A 26,949-nucleotide genomic window follows, 5' to 3' on the forward strand; every position below is an offset into this window, starting at 1 on the left:
TGCCGCAGACGAATAATGACAACACACTGAATTAACACCCTTACCTCGGTAAAGGTAAGGGTGTATTCATCAGCCGGCTTTTACACCTGCCTCAATGCGTTTGCCAATGTCGGCATCGATGTTTTTCCAGTACTCAAAGGCACGCTCTAACACCTGTGGGCTTACGCCATCTAATAAATGCCCGACCACATTATTCACTAATCGCTCACGGGCGGCATCGTCCATTACCTCGTTAATCAGAGCCCGGGGCTGGCTAAAGTCATCATCATCTTCGCGCAAGGTATAGGCTTTGCGCACTAAGTCACCTTCACCGCCCCATGCTTGCTCAGCGGGGTACTCTTCAGGCTGCGCGCTGGGCCCGCCTTTGCTGTTGGGCGCGTATACCGGGTCGGATACATTTTGCACACGCATAGCGCCGTCTTTGCTGTAGCTGTGCACTGGCGAGCGCGGGCTATTGACCGGAATTTGTTTGTAGTTAACCCCCAGACGATGGCGGTGGGCATCGGCGTAGGAGAAGATCCGGGCCATTAGCATTTTGTCGGGGCTAATGCCGATACCCGGCACCAAACTGTTGGGCTCAAACGCGGCTTGCTCGATCTCGGTATGGTGATCGGTTGGGTTTCGGTTGAGGGTGAATTTACCCACTTCGATTAACGGATAATCTTTGTGTGGCCACACCTTGGTTAAATCAAACGGGTTAATACGATAGGTTTCACCCTCGGCGAAGGGCATTACCTGAACCATCATGGTCCAGCTAGGGTGATCGCCGCGCTCAATGGCCTGGTAAAGATCCCGGGTATGGTAGTCACCATCACTGCCGGCCATTTTATCGGCTTCCTCTTGGGTGAGAAAGTCGATACCTTGATCGGTTTTAAAGTGGTACTTCACCCAGAATTTTTCACCCTGAGCGTTAACCCATAAATACGTATGGCTAGAGTAACCGTTCATGTGACGCCAGGATTTGGGAATACCCCGATCGCCCATCAGCCAGGTGACCTGATGCGCAGACTCGGGCGATAGCGTCCAAAAGTCCCACTGCATATCATGATCGCGCAAGTTGGTATCGGCGCGACGTTTTTGCGAGCGAATAAAGTGCTGAAACTTCATTGGATCGCGAATAAAAAATACCGGTGTATTGTTGCCCACTAAGTCGTAATTACCCTCATCGGTATAAAACTTTAGGGCAAAGCCACGGGGGTCGCGCCAGGTGTCGGGGCTACCGCGCTCACCAGCAACGGTCGAGAACCGAGCCAGGGTGTCGGTTTTGGCTCCAGGCTGAAACACGCTCGCTTTTGTAAACTTGCTTACATCGTTTGTAACCTGGAAATGCCCAAAGGCCCCACTGCCTTTGGCGTGGGGTTGACGCTCGGGGATGCGCTCGCGGTTAAAATTGGCCATCTGCTCTATCAGATAGTGATCTTGCAAAGCTATGGGGCCGTTGGGCCCGATGGTAAGTGAGTGCTCATCGCTGGATACGGCGATGCCCGCATCATTGGTGGTAGGTTTGGGTTTGTTGGGGTCGCTCATGATTCGGCTCCTTGCTAGCACGGGTTAAGTCGTACTAAAGGAGCATAATCTGTTCCAACCCTTTAGTTTGGTTCGGTACCGGGTCGCGACGTACAGCGCTGAAGCTTTACCGGCTACACTTGGGGCGCCCGAACATGCCCACCGAATCATTGCCGAATGTTTAATAGGGTAACGGGCTTGCAATGCCCTCAAACTCTGGTGCCAGCGGCCTCACGTGTGATAAACGGGTACGGCAGAAAGTATGGCCAATAACTATCGCCGAGGCTGCTAGAAAACGAGTTAAGGAGTACGACACCAGAGACAGCAAGCAAGACGAAAAGACTTTACGGGGCAAGTGTTGCAGCAACTCCTTTGCTGCAACAGGCAGGCAATAATGTGATGTTAGCCGCGCGCTTTAAATTCGCGAATCAGCTTGTTAAAACTCTCGGCGTACTCTTCTAAATCCTTAACCGCCTTTTTTTGATCGCCGCGAGACATACCGGAACAGCCGAGGTACTCTTCCATCGCTTTAACGTAGGCTTTCACCTCGTTATTGGCTTTAACCATTTGCGCGGTTACGGCGCTGGCTGGGTCGGGAAACGCATCCGGCTTAGCCGGCTCACTACAGGCGGTGGCGTAGCCCGACAGGGTTAAACTTGCAAGCAACGAACTGGTCAGTAAAAGTCTTTTCATGGTTCTGATCTCTTTTACAGTTTTCTAAAATAACGGCGCCCGGCTAACCGGGTGCCTCATTAAATTTTAAAACGACCTACCAACTCAGACATTTGTTTTGCCATTTGCGCCAGATTAGCGCTGTTGGCGGTAATGCGGCTGGAGCTCTCGGCGGTGCTGATCGCCACGCCCGATACACTGTCGATGTTTACTTCAATTTGTTGTGTAGCGGCGCTTTGCTGCTCGGAAGCGGCAGCAATCTGATTGGTGCGGTCACGAATCTCGCCCACGTACTTGGTAATGTCTTCCAGCGAGTCGGTGGCCTCGTTGGCGCGGCTTACGGACGCATCGGCCTGGCTGGTGCCGGCGGTCATCATCTCTACCGCTTTAGCCGATCCGGTTTGCAGGCGCTCGATCATTTCCTGAATCTCGGTGGTCGAACTTTGCGTACGCGACGCCAGAGTGCGCACTTCATCGGCCACTACCGCAAAGCCCCGGCCTTGTTCACCGGCGCGGGCGGCCTCGATCGCGGCGTTAAGGGCAAGTAAGTTGGTTTGCTCGGCAATACCGCGAATCACATCCAACACGGTGCCAATGGCTACGGTTTCCTGACGTAGGCGGTCGATCACTTCCGAGGCCGTTTTAATGTCGGTAGACAAATTCTGAATCTGGCTCATGGTGTCGTGCACGATCTCTTTACCGCCCATGGCTACCTTATCGGCTTGCAACGAGTTGTCGGCGGTTTCAGCCACGCGCTGAGTGACGTCGGCGACGACACTAGACATCTCTTTAATGGCCGTCACAATCTGCTGAATATCCGATTGCTGAGAGGTAATCGAGCGCTCGTTCTCTTGCGACAACTGCGACAGGATATTGGCGCTCTCATCCACCTCGGCGGCAGTTTCAGCGACGTTGCCAATAATATTTTGCAGCCGCTCGACAAAGCGGTTAAAGCAGGCGGCCAGCTCGCTGATTTCATCGCTGCCCTCAACAGGCAGACGACGGGTCAAATCGCCTTCACCCTCCGAGATATCACGCAGTGCCCGCACCACATTATTAACGGGCTTAACCACACCAGCCTGAACCAGGTAGGCAAGCCCGGCGGCAATCGCGCTGATTACAATAACCAGCCAAATAGCGTCTTTGATGGCGCTGGCTACCACAGCATCGAGCTCGGCTAGGTCCACCTGAAACGAGATCATGCCGACTTTACCGCCGTCGGATTTAATCGTTTCGGTAATAATCAAACCGTTTTCGACTTCGACCACACCATCGGCATTGGGGCGTGAGGGTAAACCGGCGGGCATTTTGCCTTCGCTGGCACGGGAGTACCACGCAAAGGGCTCGCCGTTGGCGTAAACCACAGCGCCCAATACCCGGGGGCTAACGTTTAGGGCGTTAAGTGAGGCACCGACCGTCATGTCGTCATCAAAGGTGATGGCGCCTACACTGGCCTCGCCCAGTACCTGGGCCAGGGTGCGGGTGTCGTTAATAATGGTGTCTTCTACGGTGCTGATACCGGAGCGGACGGTGACAAATGTGGTCACAAGTACAGCGGCGATACAGGTCAGTGTGACACTGAGCAGGATCTTCCATTTAAGTGATAAATTTTTCACGTTGCCCTCGACTGGCTATGCGTTATTGACTCTATTTTTATTCTGGCGGGCTCACTTAGCACTCACACACATGTAGTATAATGCGCCAACCTACAAATTCCGAGCGCGATCGAAACATTCGATCAAGCTATTTGCTATAAAAATGTCGCCATTTCTTAGTTTCGTCTATATCCCGCTGGGGAGCCCTGACAGAACATGCCAAAATCCATGGCCGTAAAGTGTCATCGGCCAACGTCGGCTAATCTTTATATTAAATACGATAAAAGCTCGGGGGCTGCTGCTTGAGGGGTAATAGAGGGAGGCGGGAAGAGGGATGCCGGCGAGTCGTGTTTTACCCACCGGCGGCGTCACGGGCGTGATGCCAAATTACAGCGCTGTGTGTACCACCGGTTTAGTTAGCCAGCTGGCGAATAAACGCGTCGATGGCTTTATCGACTTTGGCAATTCGCTCTGCGTCCGTCTCGTGCGGGTCGGTAAACAGCTCCATCGCCGCGCGCCACTCGGTGCGCAAGCTGGCGGGGTTAATCACCCGTAGCACCATGGTACCGGCCTCATAATCGGACTGTTGCGTCAGGGAGGGGGAGATCTCATAACGCTCAATGAGCTCCGACTCGCTAACCGAGTTACCCACAATAATCGTCGCCGCCAGTAAATAATCGGCGCCACTGCTAACTTTAGGGTGGCCACCCGCCGCCAGGTCCCGCTCTAAAGTGTCGCGAATGTGCGCGATGGTGGACTCTTTAATACCGTGCTCGGTATCAGCCACCACCTCAATCTCACCCAACCAGTTGTAGCTGTCACCCGATACAAACTCAAAGCCCGGCTCGCGCACACTGACGAGCGAGCTGGTATAGCGCGCGGTAACGGGCTCGGTCGTTGTGGTACAGGCCATGGTTGCCAACAAGGTTACCCCCAGTGCAACAGGTGTCAGTAGCCGTCGTTTTATCCTGTGTACTATGGTGGGGTTGAGCAGGGTCATGGAGAACATCCTATATTCGTCGGTTAAGAGGTCGCATTTTAACCTCATTAGGCTTGAGTTGGTTGTGCCGACTGGGCCCAAATAAAAAACTCACGGTTACCGTCGCCACCGGTGATCGGGCTGTCGAAATAATCGTGCACCACACAGCCAAGCGATTGGTACAGCTCAACAATACGCTGTTTCACATCAAGGTATAATGAGGCATCGCGCACTATGCCCTTTTTACCTATACCGCTTTTACCCACTTCAAACTGGGGCTTTACCAGGCAGAGCAACTGACCGCCGGGCTTTAACAGCGGCACCAGGCCGGGTACGATTAACGCTTGTGAGATAAACGACACATCCATTACGATCACATCAAAACCACTGGGCGCTTGCTGCTGTAACTCATCAGCGGGCAATTGCCGGGCGTTAATGCCCTCGTAGTAAACCACCCGTGGATCTTGCTTAATGGCATCGGCGAGCTGATCGCGCCCGACATCGATGCCCACCACTTTGAGCGCCCCGGCTTGCAACAAGCAATCGCTAAAGCCGCCGGTCGACTGGCCGACATCCAACGCTGTTGCGCCGGACACCGACATACCACAATGATTAAGGGCCCCGGCGAGTTTTAAGCCGCCCCGTGAGACGTACTGAGTCGCCTCACTGGCCAGCAGACGCAGCGGTTGCCCCGTGCCGCACTGAAAGCTTGGTTTGGTTTGCGCCAACCATTGGCCATTGATATAAACCTCAACACTACCGGCTTTAATAAGCTGCTGTGCGAGCGAGCGGGTAGCAACCAGATTTTGCGCTACCAGCTCTTGGTCAAGCCTTGCCATAGGCGGTTTGGTTCCTGTTACTGTTTGCTCTTGGTAATAAAATAGACTCTGCTAATTTCTAGGTAGTCGACAGGCCTAATCACATAGCCGCCGCCATGATTGATCTGAAACTGGATTTTCTCTTCATCCAGGGTAACCACCTGACCGCTAATGGTTTTGCCAGTAACGGTTTCGATATAGAGATCTTTTTGGGTGTGATTGGCCAAGTTATCGACCGCGACATACACTTTTTTGTCGCGGTGCAGATTAATCTCAATGTCTCTTTCATCAACCGGTGTTTTAGAGGCAATGTAGCGCGACTTCCAGCTGCCGGCCTGATCACCGGGAAGCTTACTAATATCCAATTTGACCGGCGCCTGACGGTTTACCTTGGCGGTTAAGGTAAAGTCATCAAACTGGGCAACTGGCCGCTCGGTGTCAAAATCGGCTGCGTTCACCGAGCCTTTGGCATCGGCCTCAAGAGTGACTGAATCAGAATTTTGCAAAAAGCGCTGATACAGCTCGACGGTTTTGGGGCCAACCTCTAGGCCCTGCAAACGCCACGCATCTTGCCAGTCCTGCAGTTGTCCGGCCAGTAATTGATCGGCGCTTAGCTCTGTTTCAGTTTCGCAGTAATCTAAAACCTTAGCGTTTAGCCCTAAGTCTTTATAGTCGATGCTAAAGTTTAACAAAGTAGCGTTAGGCGCGGCGGCGGCCATTACCGGCATTGAGCGCGATGCGGCCCCCAGTGAAACCTCGGCGCTTATCTCCGCGCGGTACATGTCGGTTACCTCCTGAGAGAGCTGGAGGTTCACCTGCTGCCCACCACCGATCACATCGTAGTGAAGAGTAGCCGAGTTGAGGTCGATATGGCTGTAGCCGACGTTTATCCATTCGCCACTGGCGATGGCGTTGCCGTCACCGCAAGTAGGGGTGGCGATAGTGGGCAAATCGAGTGGGTTGGCCGAGTTGTCACTGATAAACGAGATCGGCAGGCGGATCCCCTCAAACACCAGCCCGAGCTCAGGGGGCAAAAACTGATGCTGGAGGTCATTAAGAACATCGTGCACCGCAAAGATGCTGCCGGTAACAATCGCGACTTTATCGACACTTACCGATAAGTAGCTGGCAGGGTGCTGCAGGAAGATACCCTCGACTTTAATCTCGCCGCCAAAGGTAACCTCGGCATTTTTATAGTCAAACTCAACACCTAGCATCTGCAGCTTGCTCGAGAGCTGATCGACATTTTTATCCAACTGATAGCTGTAATACAGCTTACTGCCCACCACAAATATCAATAGTGCGGCCGGTATCCCTATTAAGAACTTCTTCATCCTTGCTCCTTAGCGTGTTTATTATGCCGCGCTATTCTACCGTAACGGACTTGGCCAAATTACGTGGCTGGTCGACATCCGTGCCTTTGATTATGGCGACGTAATAGGATAATAACTGTAAGGGCAGAGTATACACAATCGGTGCCATCCACGGATGGGTGTGGGGCAGGTTAATAACTCGCATACTGCTGTCAGAGATAAACCGCGCCTCTCTGTCGGCAAATACGTACAGCAACCCGCCCCGGGCGCGCACCTCTTCGACATTGGATTTGAGTTTTTCCAACAACTCATTGTTGGGGGCCACCACCACAATGGGCATGTCTTCATCAATCAAGGCCAACGGGCCGTGCTTTAACTCGCCGGCGGCGTAGGCTTCGGCGTGGATGTACGAGATCTCTTTAAGCTTAAGCGCCCCTTCCATAGCAATGGGGTATTGGTCGCCACGGCCTAAAAATAAGGTGTGATGTTTGTCGGCAAAGTCCTGAGCCAGCTTTTCAATCTCGTCGGCCAGCAATAGAGTCTGCTCAAGCTGCTCTGGCAATGATTTTAAGGCGGTAATCATTTCTTTTAGCAGTATCGCGTTTAAGTTTTGGTGCTGACCAATCGAGAGCACCAGCAACGCTAAGCCCACCAACTGCGTGGTAAACGCTTTGGTTGAGGCAACGCCAATCTCTACCCCGGCGCGGGTCATAAAGGCCAAGTCTGACTCGCGCACCAGTGACGAGGCGCCCACATTGCAAATGGCCAGGGTGGCCAAATAGCCGCTGTGCCGCGCCATTCGCAGCGCCGCCAAGGTGTCGGCAGTTTCACCTGACTGCGAAATAGTCACCAACAAGCTGCCCTCGGGCACGATGGGCTTGCGGTAACGATACTCAGAGGCGATCTCGACCGAACAGGCAATACCGGCCAAAGACTCCATCCAATAGCGCGCCACCATCGCGGAATGGAAGCTGGTGCCACAGGCGACAATCTGTACATGCTTTACCTGAGCAAAAATCTCGGATGCCTGTGCGCCAAACGACTGCTCCAGCACGTGGTCGTCCGCCAAGCGAGACTCGAGCGCGTTGCGCACCGCCTGAGGCTGATCGTAAATCTCTTTCAGCATAAAGTGGCGATACTCGCCTTTATTACCGGCATCGTAACTGGCGCTGGACTCTTGTGCCGGGCGGTCTACCCGCTTGCCGCTGGCGTCCTCAATCACCACCTCGGTACGGGTGATTTCGGCCACATCACCTTCTTCCAGGTAAATAAACTGGCGGGTAACCGGCAACAGCGCTAAAGAGTCTGAGGCGACAAAGTTTTCACCAATACCCAGGCCAATCACCAGCGGGCTGCCAGAACGGGCTACCACCATCCGGTCCGGTTGGCGACTATCAACCACAACCGTTCCGTAGGCGCCGCGCAATTGCGCCACCGCTTTTTTCACCGCCGCCATCAGGGAGCTGGTTTCTTTTAAGCAGGCGTGAATCAGGTGCACAATAACTTCGGTGTCGGTATCGGATTCGAAGGTGTAGCCGGCCTGTTGCAGCTCGGTGCGCAGTTGCTCGTGATTTTCGATAATACCGTTATGCACCACGGCAATTTCATCGTGGCTAATATGCGGGTGAGCGTTGCGCTCGCTGGGTTCACCGTGAGTCGCCCAACGCGTGTGAGCCACGCCGGTGCCGCCGGGTAGCGGGTCAACCAGGGCATCACTTAGCGCTTGTACTTTGCCTAAGCGGCGCACGCGCACCAGGTTATTTTCTTCGCGTATTACCGCCAAACCGGCCGAGTCATACCCGCGGTACTCCAACCGACGTAGACCCTCGAGTAAAATATCCGCTACGTCACGCTGTGCTACTGCACCTACTATCCCACACATATTAACTCCTGAAATTATGGATTGGCGCTGGCGACGATCACTTCGACTCCACGCGCCTCTAGCGCCCTGCGATCGGCAGCGGCGATATTAGAATCTGTTACCAGGGTAGTAATCGACTCCCACGGCAACTCAAGGTTGTGGATACGGCGTGCAAACTTCGCCGCCTCGGCCATTACAATAACTTCACGTGCCACTGTGGCCATGACTCGGCTAACGCTGTAAAGCTCGTTAAAAGTGGTGGAGCCGCGCTCCACATCGAGCCCATCGGCACCGATAAACAACTGATCAAAGTTGTAGGCACCCAGCACCTGCTCGGCGAGCTGGCCCTGAAACGACTCCGAGCGGGCGTCCCAGGTGCCGCCGGTCATCAGTAACGTCGGTTCGTTTTCAAGCTCCAATAACGCATTGGCGATGGACAGCGAATTGGTCATTACCACCAGCCCGCGCCGCTGTGATAGCTCAGGTAACAGCGCCGCCGTAGTGTGGCCACTATCGATAATAATGCGGTTGTGATCGCGTATTTTACCGGCGGCCGCTCGGGCGATTTGCTGCTTTAGAGGCGATGCCACACTGGCCGCCGCATCGCGCAGTAAATCTTGGGGTAGGGGGACGGCACCGCCATAACGCCGTAGCAACAAGCCGTTGCCTTCAAGCGCGGCTAAGTCTTTGCGAATGGTAACTTCAGAGGTCTGAAATTGCTCGGCCAGAGCATCGACACTGACTTCGCCGTGCTCCGTTAATAGATCAAGAATCGTACGCCGGCGCCATTGAGTGTTACGTTTGGCCATATAACAGGGTTCTTTTTGTTTCGAAACGAAAGAAATTGTATCAAAACGAAAGTTTAACAGCAATAAACCCCGGTGGTAGAGTTACCCTAAAAGAAATTACCTAAAAAAACGGCGCTGACAGCATTGAGCTGAAAGCGCCGGCGCTTGAAGAAGATCGCAGAAACTACTGGGCCGCAGGCTGAGTGCCCTGTAGCTCGACATCCACCCGGTAGGCATTTTGCTGCAATATCAGATCTTGATACTCGGTAACGACATCCACTTTGGTGGTTTGCTCGATGGCATTAATCAGCCTGTCGCGGGTATCAAACTTATCGTTACCACGGTAAAAATCATTGAGGTATTTGGGGTATTCCTCGTAAAAGTTACCCGGCGGTTGGTTGATTTGAGCAATAACGGTGGCCCGTAATTGCTCTAAAACAGCCTCGTCTAACGCCTGTAGTTGTGGCCAATACTCTTCCACAAATTGATTAAAGCGCGCGCTTAAATCAGCCAGCTCAGTATTGGTGGTTTGCGCATAGAGGATAAAACCCCAGTAGTCGCCAATTCGATCAATACTGCTGCCCACAACATAACCAATTTGCTCTTCGGTGCGCAGCTGGTTGTAAAACGCCTGCTGAAAAATAGAGTTTAATAAAAACAAACGAGCCGCCGTTGTAAGCTCGGTGTTATCCGTATAGTAGGCGTGCAGTAACCCATTGTCGGTTTTGGCAATATCGCCGCGATAATTGGTGTGCTCACCGACGGCCGGTTTATTCACACTGGCAATAAACCGGTTCCGTTGCTGCCAACCGGGCAACATCGTGGTTTGGGTTATTTGCGCAAACTCCTTAACCGTAGCTTCGCTGTAGTTGCCAAAAGCGAACATCCTTACGCGGTTATCATTCACCAGCTTTTGTTGATACTGGTTGATGTCTTTTAGGCTCACCTCTTCTAATGCGCTGGCCAGCTGATCATCGGTCCAGCTGGGGTCGACCATGATTCGGTTTAGTTCAGTAAACAACTGTCGGCTTGGTTCTTCTTTGGCGCGACCATCCAACCAGTCTTTAAAACTCTCTTTCGCAATCGTAAACTCTTGCTGATTAATATCCATATTAACCCACTGGGTTAACAGCCGTTGATACAGCAATGGGTGCTTCTCGCTGTAGCCCGATAATGTCAGGGCGTGGTTGTTGCGCGGCCGCTCGATGCCCATACCAATACCGGCGCGCCCCGCTTTATCGCGCAGTGCGGTGGTTTGCAAGGCAAAAATACGATTTACCAAATCACTCATTACATTATTTTTGGCGCTTTGTAGCGGTAACTCGGTATTAAACATAACCTGCAAATAGCCGTGCTCTGACTGATGAAACTCACTGTGCACCAACCACGCCTCAAGTCCTGGCTGAGCGACCACTTGTCGCGGGCTCATAATGCTTGCGTCGACAACCTCTGCTTTACCCGAGCTAAACAAGTCGTTCTCGGCGGGTAATGCCAGGTTTACTGTTTGCGCAAATGTTTGCCATTGTTGCAGCTGCGAATCGTTGAACTTAGCAACGCGATACTCACCTTCGTAGTAGGGGATTGCGGTATCGACCTCGACACCAGGATTGATATGCCAGATACGTGCGCGCTTTGGTGTTAACTGCTTAAGCACCGCGTTGATAGCTTCTTTATCAAAGTGATCGTATGTATAGAAGGCATCGTTTAAATGCTCGGCTGGTAACGAAAACAACGCTTGTGAAAAGTGCGTTGCCTGATTCATGGCATTAGGTACTTGCAAGTCCTGGTACTGTTTAGCAAGCATGGCTTTGTATTCTTGATAAAACACCGGGTCGACGCCGGACTCGCGAATTAAATCCAGGTACTTAAATACAGTGGCAATAATCTCGTCTTCATACTCAAGGCCAGCTTCAGTTAAACCGATATTAACGTTAAAAAACCCATCCGACCCGTAATAGTCCGCGCTAGCAGATGCGGTAAAATTATCCACCCAACCTTTTTCGCGTAACACTTGTGCCGCTGTACCAGGCTCTTCAGAGCTGAGTAGATTAGCGATATAGCGATTCGGTTTTACCGGCCATAGCTCTGAATTATCGTCAATCGAAAACTCTATAACGAGCTGACGCATGGGCTTTTGTGGGCGGTAATAGATATGTTCACCCAGTTGTTGCTCGGCTAAGCCTCGGGTTGTAATCTCGGGCTTGGTTATTTCCTTGTTGTCGATATCGGAAAAATACTGGCTGGCTAACGCAGCTAGCGTAGCTGCGTCTTGTTTACCAAATATCACCAGCTTCATATTGTTCGCTGAATAGTACTGTTGGTAAAACGTCTTCATTTCACGGTAGAGGCTTTTGTCTCCCTGATCGACGAGCGTGCTCAAATTACCCACTGACATTCGCTGCGCTGGATGCTCGGGGTTAGCGGTAACACCGCGCAAGCGATTAACAATACGGCCATCATTCGATTTACCCATGGACCACTCACTGTCCACGGCATTGCGTTCTTTATCGCTATACTCTTTATCAAAGGTGGGCGATTTAAAGTAGTCGCTGTAACGATCCAACGCCTCCTGCAGCGCGCCTTCACCTATCTGAAAAAAGTAGTTGGTGTGATCGGTGGCGGTATAGGCATTAGAGTAGCCGCCGTTTTCTTTTACAAAGGTTTGAAAGCTATTAGGCTCTGGGTACTTTTCGGTACCTAAAAACAGCATATGCTCGAGGTAGTGCGCCAACCCCGGAAAATCTTCAGGGTTTTGATAACTACCAACCCCAACACTGAGCGATGCACCGGATACCTCCAGTGTCGGATCAGAAACCAGCACGACCTGAAGCTCATTGGGCAGCGTAAAGGTGCGATAATCACGCTGATCGTTTGGGCTTTTAGGCAGCTCCTGCAACTGGGAGGTATTGGCAACATTACCCGAAGTAGTACAGGACACGACCCATACAGCCAATAGCAGCACAGTAAACAGTGGCACGATACGCGAGCGGATCATCGCTGATTTCCTCTGGTTGCAAAACATCATCAAGATCAATAAAAACAGTAAAGTAAGTAGGCACCGAGTAACAATCGGTAGAGCACAAAAGGCTGCATACCAATGCGGCGGATTAACGCTAAAAACACTCGTATGCACAGGTACGCACTTAAGGCACTAATTGCGGTAGCGGCGAGGAGTTTTCCCCAGCCGACCGGTAACGGCTCGGCGACCAACTCAACCGATTGCAGCATGGTGGCCAACACGATAACCGGGATACTCAGCAAAAATGAAAACCGAGCGCTCGCCTCGCGGTTAACCCCCATCAGCAACGCCGCCGTGATCGTAATACCCGAGCGCGAAGTGCCTGGAATCAAAGCCAACGCCTGAGAAAAACCGATAACCGCAATTTGCGTTTTACTTAAGTGATACTCATCGCTATTGGCACTAGCTGGATTCGCGGAGAATTTACGCTGATAACGCCAGTCGGCATAGCCCAATAGTAAGCCAAACATGATTAAGCTATAACCCATAAAGTAGCCGCTGCGCATCGAGGTTTCGATAATACCTTTAGCCAATAAGCCGGCTATTCCAACAGGTACAGTAGCCCAGATGATAGCCCAGCCTAAGCGTGCCTCTTGGTTCATGCCCGAGCCAACAATCGAACCTACCCAGGCCCGGGTAAGCTTTATTAAGTCGTCGCGAAAATAAAAGATAACAGCCAGTAAGCTGCCAAAGTGAACGGCGATGTCAAAGGCGAGCCCTTGATCAGGCCAGTCGGTAAATAAGGGGACGAGCAATAGGTGTGCACTACTGGACACAGGCAAAAACTCAGTCAGCCCCTGTATTAGTGCCAGTACAACAATCTCAATCCATTGCACAGAATATCTCGCAGTAAAGGTTAAGCCTTATTTAGGCTGTTTAACCGGGCGCAGCCATCCGGTAATCGAGCGCTGGCGAGCACGGGCCACAGTTAATTCGTCAGCGGCAACATCGCGAGTCACCACGCTGCCGGCACCCACTGTGGATGTATCGCCCAAGGTTACCGGTGCCACCAAAGCGCTGTTGGATCCAACAAATACATCGTCGCCAATGGTTGTGGTAAATTTGTTTACTCCATCGTAGTTACAGGTGATGGTACCGGCGCCCACATTAACGCGGGCACCCATCTCGCAATCGCCGATATAACTCAAGTGATTCACTTTACTGCCTTCGCCAATAACTGCTTTTTTAGTTTCGACAAAGTTACCCACTTTAGCGCCGTTTTTTAGTACGGTGCCTGGGCGCAGTCGGGCATAGGGGCCAATGACACAGCCTTCAGCGACCACCGCATCCTCAAGTATAGAGTTGGCTTTAATCTCGCTATTGGCCGCAATAACAGAGTTGCTAATCACGCAGTTAGGGCCAATTTTAACCTTGTCACCTAACTCGACTTTGCCTTCGATAACGACATTAATATCAATTTCCACATCGCGGCCAGCGATAAGCTCACCGCGACAATCAAAGCGACTCGGGTCGGCTAGATACACGCCGCGGTCGAGCAGGGCATCGGCTTGCGCCTGCTGATAAATTCGCTCGAGTTTGGCTTGCTGGCGACGGTTGTTAACCCCTTCCACTTCTTCGGCGCTAGCGGGCTGAAACACTTGGATGGCGGTGCCAGCCTGGCGGGCTTTAGCAATAATATCGGTGAGGTAGTACTCCCCCTGAGCGTTATCGTTGGAGAGCTCGGGCAACCACTGAATGAGTTTTTTGGCCGGTACGGCCATAATGCCGGTATTCACTTCACCGATTTGTTTTTGTTCTGCGCTGGCATCTTTTTCTTCAACAATGGCAATCACATCGCCGGCATCATTACGCAGTATACGGCCATAACCTGTGGGGTTAAGTAAGTTGACGGTCAACAGACCCATGGTGTCTGGCCCGGCACACTCCAGTAAGCCTGTTAAAGATTCGGGGGTTATCAGAGGGACATCGGCATAGAGAATTAATACCAGGGCGTCGTCACGCAGTTGCGGTAAAACTTGCTGTACCGCATGACCAGTACCAAGCTGTTGCGCCTGTGTCACACACTGGCAATTGCGCCCACTGATTGACGCCTCGACCTGCTCGGCGCCGTGGCCTACCACGACCAATTTTTGCAGATCACCGGCACTTAAGTGATCCACAGTATCGAGCACATGATGCAGCATGGGTTTACCCGCGATTGAATGCAAAACCTTAGGCAGGTTTGAGTTCATACGGGTGCCTTTACCCGCGGCGAGAATAACGACATCCAACATCTGTAAATCTCCATTTTGTCGGTAACCAGCAAACCGCAATACAAACAAAAAAGGGTAGCCAAAGCTACCCTTTTAACAACCCGAGACTCAAAAAGTTCAGGCTATTTACGTGCGTTGCGTCGAATTGCCTGAAGTGCGCGTAGCTGTGCTGAAGCTTCGGCCAGCTGAATCGCAGCTTTTGAGTAATCAATTTCACCGGATTGACTCAACAGCTTAGCGGCGGCTTCTTTCTTAGCAGTTTCAGCGGCGGCCTCATCCATATCGCCGGCGCGCAAAGCGGTGTCGGCCAATATAGTGACAAGGTTTGGCTGAACCTCTAAGTAGCCACCTGATACGTAATACACTTCCTCTTCTCCGCCCTGTTTTTTCAGGCGAATCGGGCCTGGTGCAAGACCTGTCAGCAAAGGCGCGTGACCGTAGGTAATGCCGAGATCACCCAAAGAGCCAGTAGCTACAACCAGCTCTACTAACCCGGAGAAAATCTCACTCTCTGCACTGACGATATCGCAATGTATAGTCATTGCCATAATCTGCCTCTTAAGCTTGAAGGGGCGGCCGAAGCCGCGACCCAATTACTTCATTTTTTCGGCTTTTTCGATCGCTTCGTCGATCGTACCGACCATGTAGAACGCCTGCTCTGGCAGGTGATCATACTCGCCGCTCAGGATGCCCTGGAAACCACGGATGGTTTCTTTCAGCGATACGTAAGTACCAGGAGAGCCGGTAAATACTTCCGCAACATGGAAAGGCTGTGACAAGAAACGCTCGATCTTACGCGCACGGGCTACCGATTGCTTATCTTCTTCAGACAGCTCATCCATACCCAAAATAGCGATGATGTCTTTCAACTCTTTGTAACGCTGCAGTACCATCTGTACGCCACGGGCAACGTCGTAATGCTCTTGACCAATAATTAATGGGTCGAGCTGACGCGAGGTAGAATCCAGAGGATCAACCGCTGGGTAAATACCTTTAGAGGCGATGTCACGGCTCAGGGTAACGGTAGAATCCAAGTGAGCAAAGGTGGTTGCTGGCGATGGATCGGTCAAGTCATCCGCAGGTACGTAAACGGCCTGAATAGACGTAATAGAGCCAGTCTTAGTCGAGGTAATACGCTCTTGCAGTACACCCATCTCTTCAGCCAGTGTTGGCTGATAACCTACCGCCGATGGCATACGACCTAACAGAGCCGATACCTCGGTACCCGCAAGGGTATAACGATAGATGTTATCGACGAAGAAAAGTACGTCTTTACCTTCATCACGGAATTTCTCGGCCATTGTCAGACCAGTCAGTGCAACGCGCAGACGGTTACCCGGTGGCTCGTTCATCTGGCCGTAAACCATGGCAACTTTGTCCAAAACATTGGACTCTTTCATCTCGTAGTAGAAGTCGTTACCTTCACGAGTACGCTCACCCACACCGGCAAACACAGATAAACCACTGTGCTCTTTAGCGATGTTGTTGATCAGCTCCATCATGTTTACGGTTTTACCAACACCGGCACCACCAAACAGGCCAACTTTACCACCCTTGGCGAATGGACATACCAAGTCGATAACTTTAATACCGGTTTCCAGCAATTCGCTAGATGCGGCAAGCTCGGCGTAGGCAGGCGCTTCGCGGTGAATTTTCATCCGCTCTTGCTCACCAATGGGGCCAGCCTCATCGATTGGGTTACCCAATACATCCATAATGCGGCCCAGGGTTTCTTTACCCACGGGTACATTAATAGCATCTTTGGTGTTGTCGACACTCAAACCACGACGAAGACCTTCAGAGGAGCCTAGTGCAATGGTGCGTACCACACCGTCACCTAATTGCTGCTGCACTTCCAAAGTCAGATTTTTTTCGGTGATGGTCAGTGCATCATAAATTTGTGGCACTTCATCGCGTGGAAATTCCACATCAATTACAGCGCCGATAATCTGTACGATACGTCCGCTACTCATTTCCGGTTCCTCTTTATTCCAGGCTAGTTGCCTGAAGGTTTAAGCTAAAATTCTTTCTGTGTAAGGCTGGCTGTTACGAAGAAACAGCAGCAGCACCACCAACAATTTCTGAAAGCTCTTGAGTAATCGCCGCCTGACGCGCTTTGTTATACACAAGCTGCAGATCGTCGATCATATCGCCAGCGTTATCGGTAGCGCTCTTCATAGCAATCATACGAGCTGCTTGCTCACACGCGCTATTTTCGACCACGGCCTGATAAACTTGCGACTCAATGTAGCGAGTCAGTAAGCCATCTAACAATTCTTCAGCGTCTGGCTCGTACAGGTAATCCCAATGATGTTGAAGTTCTTTATCATCATTGGCCTCTAGCGGCAGCAACTGTTGTACTTGTGGGCTTTGAGTCATCGCGTTAACAAACTCGTTGCTCACTAGATAAAGCTTATCAATCTGGTTGTCGGCGTAAGCGTCCAGCATCACCTTTACGCTACCAATTAAGTCGGTAACGCTAGGTGCTTCACCAATATCTCGCGTGCTCGCGACAATATTACCGCCAAAGCGATTAAAAAATGCAGTGGCTTTAGCGCCAATTAAACACAAGTCGATACTGTTGCCTTGCGCGCTGTAGCTTTGCATTGATTGTAGAGCTGCTTTGAACATATTTGTGTTCAAGCCACCACACAAACCACGATCTGTAGACACCACAATAAAGCCAACGCGCTTTACCTCGCGTTGTTTCATAAAGGTGTGCGTGTACTCGGGGTTGGCGTTAGCCAAATGCCCGATTACAGAGCGCATCCGCGAGGTATAAGGTTTACCTAACTGCATGCGCTCTTGAGCTTTACGCATTTTACTCGCAGCGACCATTTCCATCGCGCTGGTAATTTTTTGCGTGCTCTTGATGCTCGAAATCTGTGTGCGAATTTCTTTTGCGCCTGCCATTACTCGGCCCTCAAGATATCTTCAAAGGTGGTGCGCACAGCGCACCACCAACTTACCAGGTTTGGCTAGACTTAAACTTATCAACCAAGGCTTTAAATTGAGCTTCTAAATCGCCATTCCAATCGCCCGATTTGTTGATGCTATCCATCAACTCACCGTGCTCTGATGCCGCGTAAGCGAGCAGGGCAGATTCAAAGTCCAAAACCTTTTTGGTCTCTACGTCTTTTAAGTAGCCTTCGTTAGCACAGTACAAAACCAAGCCCATTTGCGAGATGCTCATGGGTGAGTATTGCTTCTGCTTCATCAGCTCGGTTACGCGCTCACCGTGCTCTAGCTGAGCTTTAGTAGCGTCATCCAGATCAGAGGCAAACTGGGCAAATGCTGCCAGCTCACGGTACTGAGCCAATGCGGTACGAATACCACCTGATAGCTTTTTGATGATTTTAGACTGCGCTGAACCACCCACACGAGATACCGATACACCGGCGTTCATCGCCGGACGAATGCCCGAGTTGAACATGTCAGCTTCGAGGAAGATCTGACCGTCGGTAATCGAAATAACGTTAGTCGGTACGAACGCCGATACGTCACCACCTTGGGTTTCAATAATCGGCAGAGCGGTCAACGAACCGGTTTTGCCTTTTACTTCACCGTTGGTTTGCTTTTCTACGTACTCAGGGTTTACACGAGCGGCACGCTCAAGCAGACGCGAATGCAAGTAGAAAACGTCACCTGGGTAGGCTTCACGGCCTGGGGGACGACGTAGCAACAATGAGATTTGACGATAAGCCCAAGCTTGCTTGGTCAGGTCATCATAAATAATCAGTGCGTCCTGGCCGCGATCGCGGTAGTACTCACCAATAGTACAACCGGCAAACGGGGCCAAAAACTGCATGGACGCTGGATCAGAGGCCGTTGCGGCAACCACAACGGTATGTTCCATGGCGCCGTGCTCTTCAAGTTTGCGCACAACTGCCGCAATCGAAGAAGCTTTTTGGCCAATAGCAACGTAAATACACTTAATGCCAGAGTCTTTCTGGTTGATGATGGCGTCTACCGCAATGGCAGATTTACCGATTTGACGGTCACCAATAATCAACTCACGCTGACCGCGACCGATTGGTACCATTGCATCAACCGCTTTCAGGCCAATCTGTACCGGCTCATCAACCGATTGACGCCAAATAACACCGGGGGCAACTTTTTCGATTGCGTCGGTTTCTTTTGCGTCGATAGGGCCTTTGCCATCGATGGGGTTACCCAGGGCGTCAACCACTCGGCCTTCGAGTTCCGGGCCAACCGGCACTTCCAGAATACGGCCAGTACACTTACAGGTTTGTCCTTCGGCAATGCTGAAGTAGTCGCCCAAAATTACGGCGCCCACTGAGTCTTGCTCGAGGTTAAGCGCCATACCGTAAACGCCACCTTCAAACTCGATCATTTCCCCGTACATAACGTCCATCAGGCCGTTAATACGAACAATACCGTCAGATACAGATACTACCGTGCCCTGATTGCTGGACTCGGAAGACACATCGAGTTTCTCGATGCGCTGCTTAATAATTTCGCTAATCTCGGATGGATTCAGCTGCTGCATGCTTTATTCCTCAATCCTACGAATTGATTGCTTTGGCGAGTTTCTCTAACCGACCGCGCATGGAGCCGTCGATGACTAAATCACCTGCCTTGATAACCACGCCAGCGAGCAGTTTTGAATCTACTGCCGTGCTGACCTTAACTTTGCGCGCCAATTTGGCKCTGAGAGCATCCGCTAGTTTTTGCTGGCTGGCATCATCCAATTCAAAGGCAGTTGTCAGCTCTACGTTGACAGCTTGCTCTTCGGCGGTTTTCAGCGCATCAAAAAGGGTGAACACCTCGGGCAACAATGCCAAGCGTTTGTTTTCTGCCAACAGCTCAACAAAGTTTTTAACGTTCGGGCTCAGTTCCTCACCACATACCTCTACCAACGTAGCGGCCTGTTGCTCTGGAGTAAGAGCAGGGGAGGAAACAAGCTGCGACACTTTGTCGTAACCGCTAACAATAGCCAGGGTTTTCAGTTGTGTTGCCCAGCTCGCAAGCTCACCCTTGTCACGGGCAAACGCGAACGCTGCCTTGGCATAGGGTCTTGCGAGGGTAATCAGTTCAGCCACAATTCACCTCGCTTACAAACTGGCAGCCAGTTTGTCGATCATGTCTTTGTGCGCAGACTGGTCAACAGAAGACTCAAGCACTTTCTCAGCACCAACGAAAGCTAACGTAGCCACTTGTGAGCGCAGCTGTTCTTTAGCGCGGTTCACTTCTTGCTCTACTTCAGCTTGGGTAGCCGCTTTAATACGGTTACCTTCTTCGCGGGCTTGCTCTTTTGCTTCTTCCACAATCTGAGTCGCGCGCTTATTGGCAGAATCCAGAATACTGGCAGCTTCGGTTTTAGCATCACGCAAAGCATGTTTTGCTTTTTCCTGAGCCAGCTCTAGATCTTTACTTGCACGATCCGCTGCGGCCAGACCATCGGCAATTTTCTTTTGACGCTCAGCCATGGCCGCAATAATTAACGGCCAGATGTACTTCATGCAAATAAGCACAAAGACAACGAACGTAATGGACTGTCCAATAATAGTTAAATTAAGGTTCACGCCGACACCTCTGTTATGGGAAGTTTCTGTGCGTTAAAAAGAGCGGTAGCTTACGCTAAGCCCGGTACGGTAACGAACAGAATGTACATAGCAATACCCACACCGATCATTGGCACGGCGTCAAGCAGACCAGCGATCAGGAACATTTTGCCTTGCAACATTGGAGCAAGCTCAGGCTGACGGGCAGAACCTTCCAACAACTTGCCACCCAAAATGGCGAAGCCGATGGCGGTACCCAACGCGCCCAAACCAATCAACAGCGCAACAGCAATCAGTGCTAAACCCATGGTATATCTCCTCGATTTTTAAAGATAAAAAGTAAAGTTAAAAAATTAATGCGTAAACTGATCTTCATCGTCGTTGTGGAACGCCATTGCCATATAAACAATGGTAAGAACCATAAACACAAACGCTTGAAGAGTAATCACAATAATGTGGAACAGCGCCCAGCCCAGCTGCAATACACCAGCAAATAGGCCAAGAATCAGACCAGCACCAAACATGGTGGCAATCAGAATAAAGATCATCTCACCTGCGTAGAGGTTACCGAACAGTCGCAAGCCCAGAGAAATAGGGCGCGCCAACAGGGTTACCGACTCGAGCGCAAAGTTAATGAGAATGATGATAGGAGCAAAGATTAAGCCCACACCCTTAGTTGGCGGGTGGAAGGGATGGAAAGTCAGCTCTTTAACAAAGCCAATAAACCCTTTCTCGCGGATGCTGAACATAATCATCAGGAAAAACACGGTAAAACCCATACCCAAGGTTACGTTCGGATCGGTTGTGGGTACGATTTTAAAGTAAAAGTGCGGATCGCCAGACACCCAGGCTGCCAGCTGCGGTATTAAATCCACAGGGATCAGATCCATGAGGTTCATCAAAAATACCCAGACAAAAATAGTCAAGGCTAGCGGGGCCACAAAGCGGCTGCGGTACTGAAACGCGTCTTTTACCGTTTTGTCGATAAACTCTACCAGAGCCTCTACAAAATTGAGCATGCCGGTAGGTACACCTGAGTGAGCTCGCTTGGCCCCCCAGCGGAACAATGCAAGAAAGATAAGACCTAAGCCAATCGACCAAAGCATTGAGTCGAGGTGGATGGCGTTAAAGCCCATTGCGGACATTTCTTCAGAGCAGTGAGCCACAGTCCAACCTGTAGTCTCCTGCACACTTTTGCCATCACAATAGGTGCCGGCGGGTAGTTTACCGTAGGTCCAGTTGGTCAAGTGGTGCTGGATATATTCGGTGGTCGTAGGTGCGTTACCGTCCGCTGCCATCTGCTATCTCTCAACTTGTGTAGTAAGCGTGTGTATTAACCAGCTTTAGGCTGGCCTTTGCGCTGACGAATACTCGCCGCGGTTACAATCAACTGCGCAATCTGTGCTGTCACAAACGCGCATAAAAAAACCGGTATGCTGATTGCGACATCCCGGGTAAAAACCACTGCAAACAATACAGCGGTCAGTATTAATTTGGCTGATTCGGCGCTGTAAAAGCGATTAACACTTTGGCGTATGCCCCAAGCGCCACGAATCTGTCCAGCAAACCTGGCAAAGACGATTGCCGGAACCAGACACACGGAAAATCCCCAGAGTAAAGAAATCCCCCACAGCGAATGCCAAATGAGCACGGCACCGCTAATAACAATCAGCGTAATCCACAGGATAACCAGTCGTTTAAATACCGGAAGCGTGGTGATAACAGCCGATGTTTGACGGCGAGCCCTAGGCATCGATTCTCTCTATGTCAGCCTCAGCAAGGAGGCTTGGTCGATTTTCGCCGCTAATTGCTTTACGGCAACTTACAGATCAGCCGCAAAGCCGCCGCATTATAGGGGTTTTATCACAAACCTTTCAACAGCAACCGCGCCATTATCGACCAACTCAGGGGGTTTCGCCCCGTATTTGGGCATATGGCGTCAGGTTTACTTAACAAATCTTAACCTAGCCAACCCACACCTGTGGATAACCCCAATTAATCGAGGCCAAATCCTAGCAGGGTATGGCGCAAAAGTTAAGGTGGACAAATGACGCAGATCAATCGCGCCGCAAAAGGCTACTTGATATGGGCGAGAATACCGTCAAGCTCATCAAGGTTGTTGTAGCTAATCACCAGTTTACCTTTGCCCTTAGCGCCGTGTTGAATAGCGACACCCGCTCCCAGGGTTTCTGATAACTGGTTTTGCAGCCGGGTGATATCCGCCGACACCACGACAGGAGCGACATTTGAGTCGCGGTTTTTCTCATCCTGGATTTTGCGCACCAAGGCCTCGGCCTGGCGCACCGTCAAACCCTTGCCGACGATCTGCCGCGCCACCTCACGTTGTTGCTCGGCCGCCAGTGACAAGATGGCTCGGGCATGGCCCATCTCCAGATCCCCGTGCTCCAGCAGCTTTTTGACTTCGTCGTCCAGCGCAATCAGACGCAACAAGTTGGTGACTGTGGTGCGCGATTTACCCACCGCCTGAGCCACCTCTTGGTGAGTCAGCTCAAATTCATCCTGCAAACGCTTGAGCGCCATGGCCTCTTCGATGGGGTTGAGGTCTTCACGCTGGATGTTCTCGATCAGCGCCATGGCAATAGCCGCTTCATCGGGCACATCGCGAACTACGGCGGGGATTTTATCCAGACCGGCAAGCTGTGTGGCGCGCCAACGGCGCTCACCTGCGATAATCTCGTATTTATCTTCACCGATCAGGCGTACCACAATCGGCTGCATGACTCCCTGGGCTTTGATTGAGTCGGCCAGCTCTTCCAGCGCCTCTGGGTGCATGTCGCGGCGCGGTTGGTATTTACCCCGGGAGATTAACTCGACCGGCAGGCGCATTAACTTACCGTCCAGCGCTTCGCGGGCATCCGCTTCACTTACACCGTCCTCAGAGGGTGGGATTGTGACGCCAGCTCCCAAAAGTGCATCCAGCCCCTTGCCCAATCCTTTTCGTTTTCCTGCCATAGGTTAAACCTGTTTTTTTACCACGGAGCGATGCTTATTGCGTCACCTGAGAGTTAAGGGGTTCATCACCGGCCACGGCCGACTGTTCGTTGCGGCGAATAATTTCACCAGCCAGCGCTAGGTAGGCGATAGCCCCCTTGGACTGCCGGTCATACACCATCACCGGCTGACCGTAGCTGGGCGCCTCGGCCAAACGTACGTTGCGCGGGATGCAGGTGCGATACACCCGATCGCCAAAGTGCTGATGCAGTTGCGCCGAGACATCATTGGTCAGGCTGTTGCGCGGATCGTACATGGTGCGCAAAATTCCCTCGATTTTTAGGGCGGGGTTTAGCACATCGTGAATCTGGTTGATGGTGCCCACCAATGCCGACAGCCCTTCAAGCGCGTAATACTCACACTGCATGGGGATAATGACACCGTGACAGGCGGCCAAGCCATTAAGCGTGAGCATGTTAAGCGAGGGGGGGCAATCGATCACGATGTAATCAAATTGATCTTTCACCTCGGCTAGCGCCTTATCCAGCCGCCGCTCCTTGTTGGGCAAAGACAACATCTCTACTTCGGCAGCGGTTAAATCGCCGTTGGCCGGTAACACCTGAAACTGGCCACTCTCGGATAACACAAGGCAGTCGGCAATTGGCGCACGATCGGTCAACACATCGTATACGCTTAGCTCGACCTCAGACTTATCAACCCCGCTGCCCATAGTGGCATTGCCCTGGGGATCGAGATCTACCAACAGCACGCGCTTTTTGGTGGCCACCAAGGAGGCGGCCAAGTTCACGCAAGTGGTGGTTTTACCCACTCCGCCTTTTTGATTGGCAACAGCGTAGATCTTAGTCAAGTCGTTATCCTTCTGATTTGGTGAGGCGCTTATTGTGTGGCAGTTGCCCCGTGTGGGCAAGCCGTCGGGTAATTTAAACCGCGCGCGCCAATAGCAGCAAGTGGCGCTCGCCGGCTTCTCCGGGCACCTGCAAATCAATTCGCTGCCGCAAACAATAGTGCTCGGCAATGGCCGCTAGCTCTTGCTCAGGAAACTGCCCCTTCATGGCAAAAAACAAACCGTCGTCGGCCACAAGATGCTGACACCAGCGAGTCATATCCGCAAGGCTGGCAAACGCGCGACTGATCACACCGTCAAACAGTTCGGCCGGCTGCAGAGTTTCTACCCGGCAGTTCTCGACCGTGACATTGGCGAGCCCCAGCTGGGTTTTAACGTGAAATATAAAACGGGTTTTTTTGCCGTTGCTGTCGAGCAGGGTAAATTGCTTATCTGGGTAGCAAATGGCCAGAGGGATGCCGGGCAAGCCCCCGCCGGTACCTACATCGATCAAGCGTTGCCCGCTCACATGGGGCACCACCGCCAACGAGTCGAGCAAATGGCGCACAATCATATCGTCAATGTTGCGCACGGCCGACAAATTGTAAGCGCGGTTCCACTTGGCAAATTCGGCAATGTAGTCCAGCAGTTGATCGATTTGAACGTCTGATAACGTCAGACCTAAACTCTGAATACCGGCGCACAGCTGGCGCCGGTGCTGTTCTCGATGTGCCATTAACTCGCCTTAGCTTGCTCGCGTTTAAGTAAACCGCGTTTTTTTAAGTACACCAACAGCAGCGATACCGCCGCCGGGGTAACACCGGGAATACGCTGGGCTCGGGCGAGCGTTTCGGGGCGGGCGTCGCTGAGCTTTTGCTTCACCTCGTTGGATAATCCCTCTACCGCGTTAAAGTCAAAATCCTCGGGAAAGCATGTGTTCTCGTGGGCGCGCAGGCGATCAATCTCTTCTTGCTGGCGGCTGATGTAACCCGAGTATTTGGCATCGATCTCAATTTGTTCGGCCACCGCCTCGCTCACCGCAACATCCCCCGCTAAACCCGCAATATCGCGATAGCCAAGTTCGGGACGCTTAAGTAAATCAAATAAGCTGTACTCCCGGGTTAGGTTGGACTTTACCTTGCCCTCAAGCTGTTGCGCGGCGGCGGAGCCAGCCTGCACCCAGGTGTCTTTCAGGCGCTGACGCTCGAGCGTAACCGCTTCGCGCTTGTCACAAAACGCCTGCCAGTGATCGTCATCAATCAAACCCAGTTCACGGCCGGTTTCCGTCAAGCGCATATCGGCGTTATCTTCACGCAGCAGTAAGCGATATTCGGCCCGGCTAGTGAACATCCGGTAGGGCTCGCGGGTGCCCATGGTAATCAGGTCATCCACTAACACCCCAATGTAGGCCTCGTCGCGTCTCGGGCACCAGGCCTCTTGCTCGCGAGCGCGGCGGGCGGCATTCAACCCAGCCAGCAGGCCCTGAGCACCGGCCTCTTCGTAACCGGTTGTGCCATTGATTTGCCCGGCAAAATACAAGCCGCCGATGACTTTGGTTTCCAGCGAATACTTAAGATCCTGCGGGTTAAAATAATCGTATTCGATAGCGTAGCCAGGGCGCATGATATGGGCGTTCTCAAAGCCTTTAATCGAGCGCACCAGGTTCATTTGCACGTCAAACGGCAAACTTGTGGAGATACCGTTGGGGTAAAGCTCGTGAGTAGTTAGCCCCTCGGGCTCAATAAACACCTGATGGCTGGGTTTGTCGGCAAAGCGATGGATTTTATCTTCAATCGACGGACAGTAACGCGGACCGATCCCCTCGATAACCCCCGAGTACATGGGCGAGCGATCCAACCCGCCGCGAATGATGTCGTGGGTTTGCTCGTTGGTATGGGTAATCCAGCAGCACACCTGACGCGGCTGCATCTGGCGATTGCCGCGTACGGACATCACCGGGCGGGGCTCATCGCCCCACTGCTCTTGCAACTCGCTAAAGTCGACGGTTTTGGCATCGATACGTGGCGGGGTACCGGTTTTTAGGCGGTCTACCCGCAGAGGGTATTCGCGCAACCGCTGGGCCAGCGCTTGCGCGGGCGGGTCTCCGGCACGGCCGCCACTGTGGTTTTGCATACCAATATGAATCAAACCACCCAGAAACGTGCCGGTGGTAAGCACGACCTGGTCGGCAAAAAACTTCAACCCCATTTGCGTAACGGCGCCGCGCACCTGATCTTGCTCGACAATTAAATCATCTACCGCCTGTTGAAAAATCCACAGATTGGGTTGGTTTTCCAGAGTGTTGCGAATCGCCGCCTTGTACAACACTCGGTCAGCCTGAGCCCGAGTGGCCCGCACGGCAGGGCCCTTACGGGCATTCAGTACCCGAAACTGAATGCCCCCGGCGTCGGTGGCCAGCGCCATTGCGCCGCCCAGCGCATCGATCTCTTTAACCAAATGGCTTTTACCGATCCCCCCAATAGCGGGGTTGCAGGACATTTGGCCTAACGTTTCAACATTGTGCGTTAACAATAGGGTTCGGCAGCCCATGCGCGCCGAAGCCAGACAGGCTTCAGTACCCGCATGACCGCCGCCGACGACAATAACGTCAAAACGCTCTGGAAAGTTCATTTAATGCCTCGTAACTGCCGCAGGTGAAAAAGGGCGCACATTATAGAGTGCTTAAGGCAGTTGTACAAAACATGTTCAATGTTTAAACGAACATATTTAAGTAATTAAACTTATTAAATAATTATTTATATATAGAGATATGTATAAAGGATTAAACTTATAGTAATTAATAGGGGCGGATAATTCTGTGGAAAACCCAATTTTAAACAATAAAAACAATAGAGTAGGTGAAT

Annotated in this window: 24 protein-coding genes; all 24 read right to left on the bottom strand. The window is 51.8% G+C overall.

The genetic code is table 11. From position 1 onward, the window contains the following. Window positions 1-69: 69 nt before the first annotated feature. The 24 genes from SD69_RS02385 to mnmG all read right to left on the bottom strand — a co-directional run bounded on the left by SD69_RS02385 (window position 70) and on the right by mnmG (window position 26,716). Window positions 70-1,527: a catalase gene (locus tag SD69_RS02385; protein ID WP_041521924.1), complete on the bottom strand. Its 1,458-nt coding sequence runs from the start codon at window positions 1,525-1,527 to the stop codon at window positions 70-72. A 381-nt stretch (window positions 1,528-1,908) separates the two neighbouring features. Beyond that, window positions 1,909-2,199, bottom strand: coding sequence for a hypothetical protein (locus tag SD69_RS02390; protein ID WP_041521925.1), 291 nt, complete (start codon window positions 2,197-2,199; stop codon window positions 1,909-1,911). Between the two features lie 59 nt (window positions 2,200-2,258). Continuing rightward, window positions 2,259-3,794 carry a methyl-accepting chemotaxis protein gene (locus SD69_RS02395; protein ID WP_041521926.1) on the bottom strand — a complete coding sequence of 512 codons (1,536 nt, stop codon included), beginning with the start codon at window positions 3,792-3,794 and terminating at the stop codon, window positions 2,259-2,261. A gap of 391 nt (window positions 3,795-4,185) precedes the next feature. Further along, window positions 4,186-4,773 (bottom strand): DUF4136 domain-containing protein, encoded by a 588-nt coding sequence (locus tag SD69_RS02400; protein ID WP_041521927.1) that lies wholly within the window; start codon window positions 4,771-4,773, stop codon window positions 4,186-4,188. 47 nt (window positions 4,774-4,820) lie between these two features. Beyond that, window positions 4,821-5,591 carry a TlyA family RNA methyltransferase gene (locus SD69_RS02405; protein WP_041521928.1) on the bottom strand — a complete coding sequence of 257 codons (771 nt, stop codon included), beginning with the start codon at window positions 5,589-5,591 and terminating at the stop codon, window positions 4,821-4,823. 17 nt (window positions 5,592-5,608) lie between these two features. Beyond that, window positions 5,609-6,904 carry a hypothetical protein gene (locus tag SD69_RS02410; RefSeq protein WP_041521929.1) on the bottom strand — a complete coding sequence of 432 codons (1,296 nt, stop codon included), beginning with the start codon at window positions 6,902-6,904 and terminating at the stop codon, window positions 5,609-5,611. A gap of 31 nt (window positions 6,905-6,935) precedes the next feature. After that, window positions 6,936-8,765 carry a glutamine--fructose-6-phosphate transaminase (isomerizing) gene (gene glmS, locus SD69_RS02415; protein ID WP_041521930.1) on the bottom strand — a complete coding sequence of 610 codons (1,830 nt, stop codon included), beginning with the start codon at window positions 8,763-8,765 and terminating at the stop codon, window positions 6,936-6,938. A gap of 14 nt (window positions 8,766-8,779) precedes the next feature. Continuing rightward, window positions 8,780-9,553, bottom strand: coding sequence for a DeoR family transcriptional regulator (locus SD69_RS02420; protein WP_041521931.1), 774 nt, complete (start codon window positions 9,551-9,553; stop codon window positions 8,780-8,782). Between the two features lie 163 nt (window positions 9,554-9,716). After that, window positions 9,717-12,527 (bottom strand): insulinase family protein, encoded by a 2,811-nt coding sequence (locus tag SD69_RS02425; protein WP_041521932.1) that lies wholly within the window; start codon window positions 12,525-12,527, stop codon window positions 9,717-9,719. 35 nt (window positions 12,528-12,562) lie between these two features. Beyond that, window positions 12,563-13,387, bottom strand: coding sequence for an undecaprenyl-diphosphate phosphatase (locus SD69_RS02430; protein WP_041521933.1), 825 nt, complete (start codon window positions 13,385-13,387; stop codon window positions 12,563-12,565). A 27-nt stretch (window positions 13,388-13,414) separates the two neighbouring features. Continuing rightward, on the bottom strand, window positions 13,415-14,785 hold the full coding sequence (glmU, locus tag SD69_RS02435; protein WP_041521934.1) for a bifunctional UDP-N-acetylglucosamine diphosphorylase/glucosamine-1-phosphate N-acetyltransferase GlmU: 1,371 nt from the start codon (window positions 14,783-14,785) through the stop codon (window positions 13,415-13,417). A 101-nt stretch (window positions 14,786-14,886) separates the two neighbouring features. Further along, entirely contained in the window at window positions 14,887-15,312 is a 426-nt protein-coding gene (locus SD69_RS02440) for a F0F1 ATP synthase subunit epsilon (protein WP_041521935.1), read from the bottom strand. A gap of 45 nt (window positions 15,313-15,357) precedes the next feature. Continuing rightward, on the bottom strand, window positions 15,358-16,737 hold the full coding sequence (gene atpD, locus SD69_RS02445; protein WP_041521936.1) for a F0F1 ATP synthase subunit beta: 1,380 nt from the start codon (window positions 16,735-16,737) through the stop codon (window positions 15,358-15,360). Between the two features lie 73 nt (window positions 16,738-16,810). Then, window positions 16,811-17,677, bottom strand: a complete 867-nt coding sequence (gene atpG, locus SD69_RS02450; protein WP_041521937.1) for a F0F1 ATP synthase subunit gamma — start codon at window positions 17,675-17,677, stop codon at window positions 16,811-16,813. Between the two features lie 52 nt (window positions 17,678-17,729). Next, complete coding sequence (gene atpA / locus SD69_RS02455; RefSeq protein WP_041521938.1) at window positions 17,730-19,274, bottom strand: F0F1 ATP synthase subunit alpha; 1,545 nt, start codon at window positions 19,272-19,274, stop codon at window positions 17,730-17,732. 16 nt (window positions 19,275-19,290) lie between these two features. Further along, complete coding sequence (locus SD69_RS02460) at window positions 19,291-19,827, bottom strand: F0F1 ATP synthase subunit delta (protein ID WP_041521939.1); 537 nt, start codon at window positions 19,825-19,827, stop codon at window positions 19,291-19,293. 12 nt (window positions 19,828-19,839) lie between these two features. Beyond that, window positions 19,840-20,310 carry a F0F1 ATP synthase subunit B gene (locus SD69_RS02465; protein WP_041521940.1) on the bottom strand — a complete coding sequence of 157 codons (471 nt, stop codon included), beginning with the start codon at window positions 20,308-20,310 and terminating at the stop codon, window positions 19,840-19,842. A gap of 50 nt (window positions 20,311-20,360) precedes the next feature. Next, a complete protein-coding gene (atpE, locus tag SD69_RS02470; RefSeq protein ID WP_020208604.1) occupies window positions 20,361-20,597 on the bottom strand; it encodes a F0F1 ATP synthase subunit C in 237 nt (78 codons plus the stop codon). A gap of 45 nt (window positions 20,598-20,642) precedes the next feature. Then, window positions 20,643-21,587 (bottom strand): F0F1 ATP synthase subunit A, encoded by a 945-nt coding sequence (atpB, locus tag SD69_RS02475; RefSeq protein ID WP_041521941.1) that lies wholly within the window; start codon window positions 21,585-21,587, stop codon window positions 20,643-20,645. Between the two features lie 35 nt (window positions 21,588-21,622). Continuing rightward, the gene (locus SD69_RS17940; protein ID WP_052480829.1) at window positions 21,623-22,042 is read right to left on the bottom strand and encodes an ATP synthase subunit I; all 420 of its coding nucleotides are present in this window, start codon (window positions 22,040-22,042) and stop codon (window positions 21,623-21,625) included. Window positions 22,043-22,365: 323 nt separating this feature from the next. Continuing rightward, on the bottom strand, window positions 22,366-23,262 hold the full coding sequence (locus SD69_RS02485) for a ParB/RepB/Spo0J family partition protein (protein ID WP_041521942.1): 897 nt from the start codon (window positions 23,260-23,262) through the stop codon (window positions 22,366-22,368). A 34-nt stretch (window positions 23,263-23,296) separates the two neighbouring features. Next, window positions 23,297-24,109 carry a ParA family protein gene (locus SD69_RS02490; protein WP_041521943.1) on the bottom strand — a complete coding sequence of 271 codons (813 nt, stop codon included), beginning with the start codon at window positions 24,107-24,109 and terminating at the stop codon, window positions 23,297-23,299. Between the two features lie 73 nt (window positions 24,110-24,182). After that, the gene (gene rsmG, locus SD69_RS02495) at window positions 24,183-24,821 is read right to left on the bottom strand and encodes a 16S rRNA (guanine(527)-N(7))-methyltransferase RsmG (protein ID WP_041521944.1); all 639 of its coding nucleotides are present in this window, start codon (window positions 24,819-24,821) and stop codon (window positions 24,183-24,185) included. Then, entirely contained in the window at window positions 24,821-26,716 is a 1,896-nt protein-coding gene (gene mnmG / locus SD69_RS02500; protein ID WP_041521945.1) for a tRNA uridine-5-carboxymethylaminomethyl(34) synthesis enzyme MnmG, read from the bottom strand. The genes rsmG and mnmG overlap by 1 nt, the downstream gene beginning before the upstream one ends. Window positions 26,717-26,949 lie beyond the last annotated feature (233 nt).

The sequence above is a fragment of the Gilvimarinus agarilyticus genome (assembly GCF_000832015.1).
In the GTDB taxonomy this organism is placed as follows: Bacteria; Pseudomonadota; Gammaproteobacteria; order Pseudomonadales; family Cellvibrionaceae; genus Gilvimarinus; species Gilvimarinus agarilyticus.

What these genes read in the sequence shown, in the direction of transcription:
- SD69_RS02385 (WP_041521924.1), bottom strand. Translation starts at nt 1,527, where the DNA reads ATGAGCGACCCCAACAAACCCAAACCTACCACCAATGATGCGGGCATC.
- SD69_RS02390 (WP_041521925.1), bottom strand. Translation starts at nt 2,199, where the DNA reads ATGAAAAGACTTTTACTGACCAGTTCGTTGCTTGCAAGTTTAACCCTG.
- SD69_RS02400 (WP_041521927.1), bottom strand. Translation starts at nt 4,773, where the DNA reads ATGACCCTGCTCAACCCCACCATAGTACACAGGATAAAACGACGGCTA.
- SD69_RS02405 (WP_041521928.1), bottom strand. Translation starts at nt 5,591, where the DNA reads ATGGCAAGGCTTGACCAAGAGCTGGTAGCGCAAAATCTGGTTGCTACC.
- SD69_RS02410 (WP_041521929.1), bottom strand. Translation starts at nt 6,904, where the DNA reads ATGAAGAAGTTCTTAATAGGGATACCGGCCGCACTATTGATATTTGTG.
- glmS (WP_041521930.1), bottom strand. Translation starts at nt 8,765, where the DNA reads ATGTGTGGGATAGTAGGTGCAGTAGCACAGCGTGACGTAGCGGATATT.
- SD69_RS02420 (WP_041521931.1), bottom strand. Translation starts at nt 9,553, where the DNA reads ATGGCCAAACGTAACACTCAATGGCGCCGGCGTACGATTCTTGATCTA.
- SD69_RS02425 (WP_041521932.1), bottom strand. Translation starts at nt 12,527, where the DNA reads ATGATCCGCTCGCGTATCGTGCCACTGTTTACTGTGCTGCTATTGGCT.
- glmU (WP_041521934.1), bottom strand. Translation starts at nt 14,785, where the DNA reads ATGTTGGATGTCGTTATTCTCGCCGCGGGTAAAGGCACCCGTATGAAC.
- SD69_RS02440 (WP_041521935.1), bottom strand. Translation starts at nt 15,312, where the DNA reads ATGGCAATGACTATACATTGCGATATCGTCAGTGCAGAGAGTGAGATT.
- atpD (WP_041521936.1), bottom strand. Translation starts at nt 16,737, where the DNA reads ATGAGTAGCGGACGTATCGTACAGATTATCGGCGCTGTAATTGATGTG.
- atpG (WP_041521937.1), bottom strand. Translation starts at nt 17,677, where the DNA reads ATGGCAGGCGCAAAAGAAATTCGCACACAGATTTCGAGCATCAAGAGC.
- atpA (WP_041521938.1), bottom strand. Translation starts at nt 19,274, where the DNA reads ATGCAGCAGCTGAATCCATCCGAGATTAGCGAAATTATTAAGCAGCGC.
- atpE (WP_020208604.1), bottom strand. Translation starts at nt 20,597, where the DNA reads ATGGGTTTAGCACTGATTGCTGTTGCGCTGTTGATTGGTTTGGGCGCG.
- atpB (WP_041521941.1), bottom strand. Translation starts at nt 21,587, where the DNA reads ATGGCAGCGGACGGTAACGCACCTACGACCACCGAATATATCCAGCAC.
- SD69_RS17940 (WP_052480829.1), bottom strand. Translation starts at nt 22,042, where the DNA reads ATGCCTAGGGCTCGCCGTCAAACATCGGCTGTTATCACCACGCTTCCG.
- SD69_RS02485 (WP_041521942.1), bottom strand. Translation starts at nt 23,262, where the DNA reads ATGGCAGGAAAACGAAAAGGATTGGGCAAGGGGCTGGATGCACTTTTG.
- rsmG (WP_041521944.1), bottom strand. Translation starts at nt 24,821, where the DNA reads ATGGCACATCGAGAACAGCACCGGCGCCAGCTGTGCGCCGGTATTCAG.
- mnmG (WP_041521945.1), bottom strand. Translation starts at nt 26,716, where the DNA reads ATGAACTTTCCAGAGCGTTTTGACGTTATTGTCGTCGGCGGCGGTCAT.